Raw genomic sequence first — 12750 nt, forward strand, 5'->3', positions numbered from 1 at the left:
TAATGAAATATACCGCTGAGCAGAAAAAAATAATTGAGCATGACATTAAAGCTCATGCAATAGTGTCAGCTGTGGCTGGAAGTGGTAAAACACAAACTCTAATCGCTCGAATTGAGTATTTATTAAGTCAAAATATCTCGCCACATAAAATTTTAGTACTTATGTACAATAAATCTGCTCAGGTTGATTTTGCAGAAAGGCTTGCTAAAGTTATTTCACCTTTAAAAGCTAAAGCTATAAATGTCCGTACAATGCATTCTTTAGGTAATAGTTTTTTACAAGCATTTGCAAAAGCGGGCTTTGTTAAGTTTGATAAGATTCTGCGTGAATATGAGGTTGAAGCTATCGTTCAAAGGCTGCTTAAAAGCTATCAAAAAGAGCTGAAGATAATCAAAGATATTGATACTGAAAGAGTTGAAACTTTTAAAGAATATATCTCTCTTTTAAAATCTGACCTAAGCCTTTCAAATAAAAAAATTCTTGCTATAAATAGTAAAGATAAAAAATTACTGGATAAGGTTTTCGAAGCTTTTAATAAAGAGTGTGAGAATCAAAAGGCAATAACTTATGATGATATGATTTATCTTCCAGCTAAGTTTTTTGATAGAGATAGCTCTACAGTTGCTAAGGCTAATAATATTTACTCGCATATTATAGTTGATGAATACCAAGATATTAACCAGGTTCAGCAACATTTTTTGCGTTGTTTAGTTGGTGAAAATACTTATGCGATGGTTGTTGGAGATGTCGATCAAACTATATACCAGTGGCGTGGTTCAACTCCATACTATATGTTGGAAGGTTTTAAGAAGGATTTTAAAAATACAAAACAGTATCAGTTATCGTACACATTTCGTTATGGTGATTTAATCTCATTAATGGCAAATAACATTATTACAAACAATAAGAATCGTTACGATAATCTTTGTGTGACATACCCTAAAATCAAAAGAGCAACAGATGTAAGTATCTTAGATAGTACAAATAATGCTGTATTAAAGCTAAAAGCCCTTATTGATTCTGGAGTAAAAGCAAAAGATATAGTTATATTAGTTAGGAAATATAATTCAACAACAGTTTTCGAGCTTAGCTGTTTATACAATGATTTATCATATAGTGTGGTTGCTGATAAAAATATCTTTAGTGAAGGACTTTTTAAAGCGGTATATGGGTATTTAATGCTCATTAATAAGGGCTATGGCTTTACAAAACATTCCTTTGAGCAAAAAGTTGAGTTTATAAAGTCGATGTTGGATTACCCGTCTCTTTACCTTAAAAAAGATGTTAAACAAAAAGTTGCTACAGATATTGCTAATGATGTTTCTAATGCATATCAGATTTTAGCAGATTTGGCTGCCAAAGCAGATAAGCCTTTTAAAGAGAAAAATATTTTAGCTATTGCCCATCATTGGAGAGTTATTTTTAACAATACAAGGCTTAAAAAAGCGGATAAAGCTATAGAGCATATTATAGATATAGCAGGATTAGAAAAAGCAGTCGCGAAGTCTTCTGGTGATACATATTCAAGCAAATCTAAGTTGCAAATTATTGAAGGTATAAAAAGTTTTGCAAAAAGCAGAAAATCAAGTATCAATGAATTCATTGATCTGCTTTATGATTTGTATAGTAAGTCGTTAAAAGATTCTTATATAGATGAAGGTCAAATTCAGATAATGTCAATGCATAGAGCAAAAGGCCTTGAGTGGGATTATGTAGTTGTACATGATGCTACAGAGGGCGGTTTTTTTGGCGAAAAAAACACAAAAGTAGATGAAGAAACTATTGAAGAAGAAAGAAGACTTTTTTATGTGGCAATTACGCGAGTTAAAAAACATTTATTTATAGTCTCAGCTGATGATATAAGTAGAGTATCATCATGGTATAAGGTTAAGACAAATACTTACCCAAAAGATTTGAAATGTAAAAATAGTTTGAGGTTTTTATATGAGGGTAATCTAGTTGAATGTGAAGGTTATATCTCAAATATAAAGACATTGAAATTTTCAGATATAGAAAATAAAATGTTTAAAAATTATCACAGTAAGCTTGAAGTGAAATAGTGCTGTAGAAGCTATTTAGTCGTTGTTGGTTTGTCTGTATCTTTGGTGTTTTTAGGTTTCTTTTCTTTAGAGATTTGCTCAAAAGGCTTATCTGAAAATTTCATGGCTGGGTTTGCGAGGATTTTGTTTTTTATGTTTTTACTTTCCCATTTGCCATCTTTAGTAGCTTGAGTTGGAAAGTTTTTTAATTTGTTTATATACCGTTTCCAACATTCAGCCTTGCTTAAAGGTTTTATTCCTTTATTTAAAATCGCTTTGTGCCAGCTTTTACCATTATCAGTAGAAACTTGGTATGTTATATAGCAATAGTTGTTAGGCTCATTTATTTTTACTTTTTCAACTGGTTTTTTTTCAGTCTTAACTTCATTTTTACTTTTTGAAACCTGGTAATATGCAAATATAGTAAGAAAGATTATTGCAAAAATTACAATAAGAATCGTGATTTTTTTCTTCATAAACTAATGTGACTATATAATGATTGCCTCAATTATATACTAAATGAACTCAAATATAATTAGTAGGTTTATTTTATTTGTTAAAATGGTTTATAATAGAATGTTTTTTATTTGATGTTAATTTCATTAAACTTGATTTTTTATATTTAAGGTAAGTCATGATTACAACTAAAAAGTTGCGTAATAAATTTATTAATTATTTTACTTCACAAGGTCATAGCCATCAATTAAGCTCGCCTTTAATACCATTTGGTGATGATACCCTACTTTTCACAAATGCAGGAATGGTGCAGTTTAAAGATGTGTTTTTAGGTAATGAAAAGAGAGACTTTTCAAAAGCAGTTTCTGTACAGAAATGTTTACGAGCTGGTGGTAAACATAATGATTTAGACAATGTTGGTTATACTGCCAGGCACCATACTTTTTTTGAGATGTTAGGTAATTTTAGTTTTGGTGATTATTTTAAGAAAGAAGCGATAAGTTTTGCGTGGGAGTTTTTAACTAAAGAAATAAAGCTTCCAGAGGATAAGCTTTGGGTGACTATTTATGCTACAGATGATGAGGCTTTTGATGTTTGGCATAATCATATTGGCCTAGCTAAAGAAAGAATTATCCGTATTGATAGTGCAGATAACTTTTGGTCAATGGGAGATACTGGGCCATGTGGACCTTGTACTGAGATTTTTTATGATCATGGCAAAGAAATAGAGGGTGGTTTGCCTGGAACACCTGAAGAAGATGGTGATAGATATATTGAAATTTGGAATATAGTTTTTATGCAATATAATCGCCATGCAGATGGAACTACTACAAATTTACCAAAACCATCAGTAGATACGGGTATGGGTTTGGAAAGGATTGCTGCAATCTTACAAGAAGTACATACAAACTATGAGATTGATCTATTTCAAGCATTAATCAAAAAAGCCTATGAAGTGACTAACGCTAATGATAAAGATTCAGCATCTTTAAAAGTAGTTGCAGATCATATTAGATCATGCGCATTTTTGATTGCAGATGGCGTATTGCCATCAAATGAAGGTAGGGGTTATGTACTTCGTAGAATTATCCGTAGAGCAGTTAGGCACGGCAATAAGCTGGGAGCTAAAGAAGTGTTTTTCTATAAGCTTGTTGATGAATTAATCAATCAAATGGGTGAAGCATATCCAGAGCTAGTAGAAAAAAGAAATTTAATTGAGAAAACTTTAATAAAAGAAGAAGAACTATTTTCTAAAACAGTTGAGAATGGTATAAAGGTATTTGAAACTGAAATTAAAGATCTCAAAAGTAGTGTGATAAGTGGTGAAGTGGCATTTAAACTATATGACACATATGGTTTTCCTGTAGATTTGACTGCAGATATGGCAAGAGAAAGAAACCTTGAGATAGATCAAGTGGAATTTGACAAGCTTATGACTGAGCAAAAGCAACGTTCGAAAGATGCAGGTAAATTTGGTGTTGATTATAACGATAGCATTAACTCTAATGTAAAATCTACATTTAAAGGATATTCCTCTTTGATTGAGGATGCGAAGATTCTTGAAATATATCAAAATGGTAATTCTCTATTAAGGCTTGAGAATAATGAACAAGCAGTAATAGTTTTAAACCAATCACCATTTTATGCAGAATCTGGTGGGCAGGCTGGAGATAAAGGTGTATTTGAAGGAGTTGGCTTTGAATTTGTTGTTGAGGATGTGCAAAAATCTGGTGAGGCAATACTACATATAGGCAAACTTTCTAAAGGGTTGGTAAATATCAATGATGAGTTAACGGCTACAGTTAACACAGATACAAGACTAGCAACAGCTGCAAATCACAGTGCAACTCATTTGCTTCATAAGGCTTTAAAAGTGGTTTTAGGAGAGCATGTTGAGCAAAAAGGTTCGTTAGTGGATGCTAATAGATTAAGGTTTGACTTTACTCATGAAGGTAGTATTTCTTTGCAAGATTTGAGAAAAGTTGAAGAATTAGTAAATGCTCAAGTTAGAGCGAACTTTGATGTGATGACGATTGAAACCACTCAAGAAAAAGCAAAAACGATGGGAGCGGAAGCTCTTTTTGGTGAGAAGTATGGTGATATAGTTCGTGTAATATCTATGGGTGATTTTTCAGTAGAGTTTTGTGGTGGTACACATGTGTATCGTACAGGCGATATAGGCCTTTTTAAAATTGTATCTGAGAGTGGTGTAGCATCGGGTATTAGACGAATAGAGGCAGTGACAGCTGCAAAAGCAATTACAAGTATTCAAAATACTGAAAAAACAATTTCTACTGTTAAAGATAAGCTAAAAGCTAGTGATAACAATTTATTTGATAAGCTTGCATCATTGCAAGAACAATTAAAGTCTCAAGAAAAACAAATTACTAAGCTTAAAAAAGATTTATTATCTGGTTCAAGTACTGCAATAAAAGAAGTTGAAAGTAATGGCGTAACTGTTGTTATAGCTAACATAGAGGGCGTTGATGTTAAGACGCTACGCGATAAGGTAGATGACTATAAATCTAAGAAAGAAAAAGTGGTCGTAGTACTAAGTACTATAGTTGCAGGTAAAGTACAGTTTGTAATTGGCGTAAGTAAGTCTATAATAGCTACAATTAAAGCTGGTGATATAGCTAAAGAGTTAAGTTCTCACATAGATGGTAAAGGCGGAGGCCGACCAGATATGGCTCAAGGTGGTGGTAATAATTCTACTGATATTGAGAATGCTTTAGGTATAACAGAGCAATTTGTTATCAGTAAAATAAGCTAAGAGTAGAGTTTTGAATTTTTTAAGTCGTAAGCTATTTTTGATTGTTGGTGTTATTAGCTCTTTTAGTTGCTATGGATCTACTGCTATAGCTGACTTCGATCAAACTATAGCTAAGGCAACAAGTAATTCACCACAGTATAAATATATCGGTTTCCAGCTTGAATCTAGGCAGATGGATCCTGCGGTACAGTTAGGTCGATTATTACCTAGAGTTGATGTTGGTGCAGAAATTTCGCATGTAGATATTATTGATGGTGTAGATGGTGCTGGTGGGGATATAGCCGGTGGATCTTTTGGTTCAGGTAATGGTTTAGTATCATTAACACAACCTCTATATGATTATGGTGCATATAAAGACCTTCAATCTGCCCAAGAAACAGCTCAGTTTGGACAACAAGATTATCGTACAAATTACCAGCAGTTTTTATATGATGTAAGTTTTGCATATTTTAATCTAGTTAAAGCGATTAAAAATGTTGAGTATAATTCATACAACCTAAAAGCTAACAGAAGAAGTGATAATGAGTTAGAAAATAAATTTAACGCAGGAGTTGCTGATACAGCTGACTATGAAACAGCTCGAGCTAACTACTATATTGCGCAAGCTGACTATGCTGCAGCTAAAAGAGAAGAAAAAGTAGCAAGAGCAGAATTAAAAAAATTCACAAACAATAATGATGATGTGATTTTATATGACAATAACTTTGAATTAAAAGATCCATCTCCTAATGATGAAGAAGGTTGGGAACAGCTTACGTTAAGAAGTAATCCTTCGTATTTGGGTTCTGCACATTTTAAAGAGAGTAAGTACTATGATTATCAATCAGCTACAAGTCCATTTATGCCAACGATCAACTTTGAGTTGAAATATTCACCAGGTATAAATCAGGTGAGTACACTAGGAAACCCTGTTTTTGATCAGTTTTTACCAGCTAAAGGTACTGTAAATGCATTTTACTTTGGTCTTAATATTGAGTGGAATTTCCTATCTGGTGGAACTGACTATGCAGAGCTTAAAAAAGCTGCTTATGATTATCAGTCTTCTGAGTTTGATATGATTCAAACAGGAAGGGTAGCACAAAATGATGCAATGTATGCATACAGGTTTGTGGAGCTTAAGAAGAAGCAGATTACAGAGCTAAGAAAGTCAGTGGCAGCAGCTAAAATTGCATATGAAAAATATGAAGAAAAATATCTTCAAGGTACTACTACAATTACACAGTACTTTATACTACTGAATCAATACTATCAATTTCTTATAAACTTAAACAATGCTGAATTTGATTATATTTTAGGGTTTTTAAGTCTTTATAAAACAGCTGGAATACTGACTACTAAGACTGTTAAAGATGTTAATAACTGGGTATTATTTAATCAAAAAGTTGATCTATAAAAGATTTTCATTAAACACTATCATCTTTATACCTGGCACTAGTCTTTGTAATATTTTATAGGTTATCTCTTTTGCAAAAGTGACTAAAAGTATTAAGTTAAATAGTCATAGAGGTGTTTTTTATGTGTGTTCTGCATTACCAAATATTTGAGAACTACAGCTTAGAAATTTGTTATAATTTATACACTACTTAATAAAATTATTAATTAAAATGTATTTTCTTGAAACTGAATTAAAGTGCTTTTCTAATGATAAACATACTGACTCTATAGCTATAGAGTTAGTTTTGAATGAAAATTGCTCTCAATGGCTAAAAAAACAGAATGATTTTGTACAAAACCTTGCGAAGACTATAGATTTTGGCGAAAATAATAAAATTTTTAAAATCCCTAGTGAAAAGACAGGTGAGCTTGAAAATGTGGTTTATCTCATTGATAATGATATGTACAGTATTGCTGATCTAGCAAATACTCTTGAAGCTGGAAATTACCATATACAAAAATCTGAAATTGAAGATTTAAAGTTATACTACATAGCTTTTGCTTTAGGTAGCTATAGTTTTGATAAGTATCGTTCAAAACCTAAATCTAAGCAGGTAAAACTTTATTTACCTGAAGAATATAAATTGATCTTACCAGAGGTTGAAGCGACATTTTTAGTTAGAGATATGATAACTACTACAGCTGAAGATATGGGACCTGAAGATATTGCTAAAGTTGTAAAAGATATTGCTAAGAAGTTTGATGGGCAATGTAGTGAGCTTGTGGGCCAAGAGCTTGTGGAAAATGATTATATGGGTGTATACACTGTTGGTAAAGGTAGTCACCGTCCACCGAGACTAGTTCATCTAAATTGGGGAGATAAAAAACACCCTAAGATATCTGTAGTTGGTAAAGGTGTTGCATTTGATACAGGTGGATTAAACATCAAGCCTGGTGCTGGTATGATGCTGATGCTTAAAGATATGGGCGGAGCAGCAAATGCTATAGGCTTAGCATATATGATTATGAAACATAAATTGCCTGTAAATTTAAGTTTAGTTATCCCAACTGTAGAAAATGCAATAGATGCAAAATCATATAGACCTAGTGATATTATTACAATGAAAAATGGTACAACTGTACAGGTAACAAACACAGATGCTGAAGGTAGGTTGATACTTGCTGAACCATTATATGAAGAAGCAAAAACAAACCCAGATTATCTGATAGATTTTACTACGCTAACAGGTGCTGCTAGAGTAGCCGTTGGCCCTGAAATATCAGCATTATTCTGTAACGATGATGAAACTGCTAATGAGCTATATAAATATAGTAAATGTACACAAGATAAGGTTTGGAGGTTACCATTATCTGATTGTTATAGAAAAGCGCTAAAAACTGATTTTGCAGATATTTCACACTGTGATTTATCTCCATTTGCGGGAGCGACTAAAGCAGCGCTATTTTTAGAGTATTTTGTAGGGCTTAAAAAAGCACCCAAATGGGTGCATTTCGACCTTATGGGTTGGAATGTTTCTTCAACTGCTGGTAAGCCTAAAGGTGGTGAGATGATGGCGGTTAGAACAACTTTTGCGATGTTAAGTGATAAATATAAGTAATTACTTCAAAAAAATAACTATTTAAATCAAATAAGTTTCTATATTTAAGCTAGAGTTTGTATACTTATTCTATGTAAAATAACTATTTCTAAATAATGAATAAAACAATTTTAGAGCAACTAAAACAAGTTTCTATGGTCGTTGCTGATACTGGTGATTTTGAACTTATAAAACAGTATAAGCCAGTAGATGCAACAACGAACCCTAGCCTTATATTAAAAGCTGTCAAAGACGAGAGATATACACAATTAGTTAAAGATGTAATTGAGAGTGTAAAACTATCGAACCCTGAGCTAACTAATGAAGAATTAGTAACTAAATGTGTAATAGAGATATTGGTCACATTTGGTCAGAAAATCCTTGAAGTAATTGATGGTAAAGTTTCAAGTGAAGTTGATGCTAGGATGTCTTTTAGTACATCTGAGACGATTAACTATGCAAAGGAAATAGTGTCTTCTTACGCGAGCAAAGGCATATCTAAAGATAGAGTCTTAATTAAGGTTGCGGCTACTTGGGAAGGTATCAAAGCTGCTGAAGTCTTACAAAAAGAAGGTATAAACTGTAATTTGACTTTAATTTTTGATAAGTCCCAAGCTCAGGCATGTGCTGAAGTTGGTGTTTTTTTAATATCACCATTTGTTGGTAGAATTACAGATTGGCAGATGCAACAGCAAAAGCTTGTAAGTTTCCCTGCTGTAGAAGATGATGAGGGGGTTAAATCTGTTAAAGAAATTTATAGTTTTTATAAAAGTCATAGCTTTAAAACTATAGTTATGGGAGCAAGCTTTAGAAATGTTGGGCAAGTATTAGCATTAGCAGGTTGTGATGCTCTTACAATCTCTCCTGCGTTATTGGAAGAAATGGCAAATATGGATGGCTCATTAGAAACTAATCTTTGTGATGACTATGATGTTCATTTTAAAGAAGACTCTCTTACTGAAGAGAGATTTAGACTAAGCATGAATCAAAATATTATGGCAAATCATAAACTAGCAGAAGGCATAAATTCTTTCACCAAAGATACAGTTGAATTAGAACAGATTATAAAGGGCTATTTATAGGAGAGGAAAATGAAGAAATTAATATTAGCGCCAGCGATTACTTTATCTTTTGCAGTGGGTGGCTTTGCTTTAGATGAAAGAGAATATGAAGTTGATGATAAAGCTCGAGTTTCAAACTCATCAGAAAGTAGAATAGACATTGGTGAGCAAGAAAAAAAATTAAACTCATTTAAAGAACAAAAAGCTCCTGCAAATGATAATATCTTTAATAAAAATAGAGATAAAGATAACTCTAAAGATTCAGATGATGATGAAGATGAGAATCCAAATTTAGCTAATCTTTCTCAGCCTGCACCAAATATCCAAAGAAATCTTAGTATGCCAACAGACGAAGAACAAAGAATGAGTCGTCAAATGCAACTTGATGGAGCTCAAGGAGGTATTCAAAATACAGGACCTCGAGGGATTGGTAACCCATCGCAGTATTAATAACTTTGCAAGATACTCATAAATATACTAAAATCTACTATTTAAAAAATATCCATCTATAAACACTTTATAAGGTTTCTCTATGACTAATTATCAATATAAAAATATTCAAATATTACAAGTAAGTGGTATAGATACTAAAAAATTTCTACAAGGCTTAACTACCGCTGATTTAAACCTTTTAACTGAAAATAAAGATATTCTTTTTACAGCGTTTGCTAATTTAAAAGGCCGTATAATATCATTATGTTTTGTGAAGTTTATTGATGATAATACTTTGCTTTTATCTGTTGATGAGGGTGTAGTTGAAGGTCTGATCTCTTGGCTTAAAAAGTATGGTATGTTTTCAAAAGTTAGTTTTGAGATAAATGCTGGCTATAGTTTGGTGTATCGTGAGGGATGTTTTTTAAACCATGATGTAGTTAAAGGTAGTGAACAATCAAACATAAGTTTTGAAGAGGTTCAAAAGAGAAATATAGCTAACAAACTAGCATTTATAAATTCTGGCAATTTTGAGAAATTTCTACCAGCAGAACTTGAATTAGATAATCTTGAAAATGTAATTTGCTATACAAAGGGTTGCTATATGGGGCAGGAAGTTATAGCTAGAATGCATTACAAGGCAAAGCTTAAAAAAGAGTTAGCAGTGATGAGCTCTAGTAATGATATTCAGATTCAAGATTTAAAAAACTCTGATGGTAAGCCTTTAGCTGTAGTTGTAAATAAAGTATTTGTTGATAGTGAATGTTATATGCTTGTGGTTTTTCATAAAGAAGCAGTAGATAGCCAATACAAGCTAGAGTCTGGTGAGATTATCACTAAATGCTAGATAGATTAAATCCTGAGCAACAAAATGCTGTAAGATACATTGGTTCACCATTGCTTGTGCTAGCAGGGGCTGGAAGTGGTAAAACTAGTGTGATTATTGAGAAAATATCCTATCTTATTGAAGAATTGCTATACCCTGCAAAAAGCATCTTAGCTGTTACATTTACAAATAAAGCAGCTAAAGAGATGCAGGAGCGAGTCAAGTCTAGGTTAGATAAAGATAGATCAAAAGGTTTGACTATATCGACATTTCATTCGCTTGGTTTAACTATTTTAAAAAAGCATTTTCTTGAGCTTGGTTATAAGAAAAACTTTACACTTTTTGATGGAAATGACTCGCTTACTTTGATCGCAGATATTGCTTATGAAGGGTTTCAGATGCCGAAGCAAGATACTAAATTTATCCAGTCAAAAATATCTTATTGGAAATCATCTTTACTAACCCCTGATCAAGTGGATATAAAAAATGATTTAGATACTAAAGCACAGTTTGTATATGAGGAATACCAAAAGTATTTGAAGTCATATAATGCATTTGATTTTGATGATTTGATATTTCAACCGATGCAACTTTTTAAAAAGAATGAAAATATCCAAAAATTTTGGTCAGATAAGTTTAGATATATATTGATAGATGAGTATCAAGATACAAATGAATCACAATACCAGCTCTTAAAGTACCTAACAAAAGGTAAAAATAAATTTACAGTAGTGGGTGATGATGATCAGTCAATCTATGCTTGGCGAGGTTCTAAACCTGAGAACTTACGCCATTTACAAGAAGATTTTCCGAGTTTGAAGGTTATTAAACTTGAGCAAAATTATCGTTCAACTGGTAGGATTTTGAATGTTGCAAACAAGCTTATAGAGAATAACAGCCACATATTTGAAAAAAAACTATGGTCAGCAAAAGGCTATGGAGATCAGGTAAAGATTATAAGCTTGCTAAATGATGAGGATGAAGCACAGTTTATAGCTAGTGATATATTTTTTGATAAGATAAAAACTAATACTAAAAATAATGATTATGCGATTTTAATTCGTAGTAATTATCAAGCATTTTTACTAGAAAGATATATGCAAATGCATAAGATACCTTATGTAATAAATGGTGGGACTTCATTTTTCTCAAAGACTGAAATAAAAGATATGATCTCATATATGAGGTTAATCGTAAATCCAGATGATGACAGAGCATTTTTGCGAGTTGTAAATATACCTAAGAGAGAGATAGGTAGTGCAACCATTCATAAATTAGGTGAATACACTAGCAAACATCACTGTAGTTTTTTTAACTCGTTATATCATCTTGATGAGATAGATTTGCGTGACTCAACAAAGTCTAGATTGACTAGTTTTAAAGAGCTGATAATAGCTACACAACAAGAGATAGTTACAAGCATATCTATAACAGAACTAAAGAAGATATTAGGTGATTTTATTGAGCAAATATCTTATAAACTTTGGCTTATAGATTCTAGCTCATCTGAAAAGCAGGCTGAGTTTAAGTATGCCAATGTGATTGAGCTAGTTAAATGGATAACAAATCAACTTGAAGATGAGTCTTATAATGCTTTAGATTCATTATCTAGTGTGTTAAATAAAATGCTACTTATAGACATACTTGATCGTGATAGCGAAGATAAAAATGATAACCAAGTGCAAATAATCACAATGCACGCATCGAAAGGGTTGGAGTATAAAAAAGTTTATATAATGGGTATGGAAGAGGGCATCTTACCACATCAGCAAAGTATAGAAGAAGACTCTATCGAAGATGAGCGAAGGCTTGCCTATGTAGCCATTACAAGAGCAAAAGAAAACCTCACAATTACACTTACCAAGTATCGCAATAGATTTGGTGAAAAGATCAGAACTCAATCAAGTAGATTTATCGAAGAGTTACCAGATACTGATCTGCATTGGGTTGGTGGTGCAAAAGAAAACCCTGAAGCTCGTAAAGAGAGCTCAAAGCAAAGTTTATCTGCGTTGAAGGATATGTTTGGGTGAGTTGATCCAATCTCAATCCTTATTAATGTGGGAACTTATATAAAAAGTAAATATTGAGAATAAATGTGCTTAGTATTAAAACTATCAAATAAATTTCTAAAAATATTCCTTGTAGTACATAACTATACCAACTTAATAACTTAAATCTTACATAGTTCAAA

The 12750-nt window shown here is 32.4% G+C and carries 9 protein-coding genes; 8 read left to right on the forward strand and 1 reads right to left on the reverse strand.

What is annotated here, in order from left to right; genetic code table 11:
* Window positions 1-2 precede the first annotated feature (2 nt).
* Window positions 3-2060, forward strand: a complete 2058-nt coding sequence (locus tag CDH04_RS02915; protein WP_112869600.1) for an ATP-dependent helicase — start codon at window positions 3-5, stop codon at window positions 2058-2060.
* A gap of 11 nt (window positions 2061-2071) precedes the next feature.
* Here CDH04_RS02915 and CDH04_RS02920 read toward each other — a convergent pair whose 3' ends face one another.
* The gene (locus tag CDH04_RS02920; RefSeq protein ID WP_234393401.1) at window positions 2072-2515 is read right to left on the reverse strand and encodes a hypothetical protein; all 444 of its coding nucleotides are present in this window, start codon (window positions 2513-2515) and stop codon (window positions 2072-2074) included.
* A gap of 158 nt (window positions 2516-2673) precedes the next feature.
* Here CDH04_RS02920 and alaS point away from each other — a divergent pair, with 158 nt between their 5' ends.
* From alaS to CDH04_RS02955, 7 genes are all read left to right on the forward strand, one after another.
* On the forward strand, window positions 2674-5268 hold the full coding sequence (gene alaS / locus CDH04_RS02925) for an alanine--tRNA ligase (protein WP_112869601.1): 2595 nt from the start codon (window positions 2674-2676) through the stop codon (window positions 5266-5268).
* A 10-nt stretch (window positions 5269-5278) separates the two neighbouring features.
* Window positions 5279-6661: a TolC family protein gene (locus tag CDH04_RS02930; RefSeq protein ID WP_112869602.1), complete on the forward strand. Its 1383-nt coding sequence runs from the start codon at window positions 5279-5281 to the stop codon at window positions 6659-6661.
* A gap of 211 nt (window positions 6662-6872) precedes the next feature.
* Window positions 6873-8261 carry a M17 family metallopeptidase gene (locus CDH04_RS02935; RefSeq protein ID WP_112869603.1) on the forward strand — a complete coding sequence of 463 codons (1389 nt, stop codon included), beginning with the start codon at window positions 6873-6875 and terminating at the stop codon, window positions 8259-8261.
* Window positions 8262-8356: 95 nt separating this feature from the next.
* Window positions 8357-9322: a transaldolase gene (locus CDH04_RS02940; protein WP_112869604.1), complete on the forward strand. Its 966-nt coding sequence runs from the start codon at window positions 8357-8359 to the stop codon at window positions 9320-9322.
* Window positions 9323-9331: 9 nt separating this feature from the next.
* Window positions 9332-9751 (forward strand): hypothetical protein, encoded by a 420-nt coding sequence (locus tag CDH04_RS02945; protein WP_112869605.1) that lies wholly within the window; start codon window positions 9332-9334, stop codon window positions 9749-9751.
* A gap of 82 nt (window positions 9752-9833) precedes the next feature.
* Entirely contained in the window at window positions 9834-10580 is a 747-nt protein-coding gene (gene ygfZ, locus CDH04_RS02950) for a CAF17-like 4Fe-4S cluster assembly/insertion protein YgfZ (protein WP_112869606.1), read from the forward strand.
* Window positions 10574-12589, forward strand: a complete 2016-nt coding sequence (locus tag CDH04_RS02955) for a UvrD-helicase domain-containing protein (RefSeq protein WP_112869607.1) — start codon at window positions 10574-10576, stop codon at window positions 12587-12589. Before ygfZ ends, CDH04_RS02955 begins: the two co-directional genes overlap by 7 nt.
* Window positions 12590-12750: the final 161 nt, after the last annotated feature.

It is taken from the genome of Francisella adeliensis (assembly GCF_003290445.1).
Lineage (GTDB): Bacteria > Pseudomonadota > Gammaproteobacteria > Francisellales > Francisellaceae > Francisella > Francisella adeliensis.

Bases quoted from the DNA above. Each gene is read 5' to 3' on its own strand.
- CDH04_RS02915 (WP_112869600.1), top strand. From the start codon at position 3: ATGAAATATACCGCTGAGCAGAAAAAAATAATTGAGCATGACATTAAA.
- CDH04_RS02920 (WP_234393401.1), bottom strand. From the start codon at position 2,515: ATGAAGAAAAAAATCACGATTCTTATTGTAATTTTTGCAATAATCTTT.
- alaS (WP_112869601.1), top strand. From the start codon at position 2,674: ATGATTACAACTAAAAAGTTGCGTAATAAATTTATTAATTATTTTACT.
- CDH04_RS02935 (WP_112869603.1), top strand. From the start codon at position 6,873: ATGTATTTTCTTGAAACTGAATTAAAGTGCTTTTCTAATGATAAACAT.
- CDH04_RS02940 (WP_112869604.1), top strand. From the start codon at position 8,357: ATGAATAAAACAATTTTAGAGCAACTAAAACAAGTTTCTATGGTCGTT.
- CDH04_RS02945 (WP_112869605.1), top strand. From the start codon at position 9,332: ATGAAGAAATTAATATTAGCGCCAGCGATTACTTTATCTTTTGCAGTG.
- ygfZ (WP_112869606.1), top strand. From the start codon at position 9,834: ATGACTAATTATCAATATAAAAATATTCAAATATTACAAGTAAGTGGT.
- CDH04_RS02955 (WP_112869607.1), top strand. From the start codon at position 10,574: ATGCTAGATAGATTAAATCCTGAGCAACAAAATGCTGTAAGATACATT.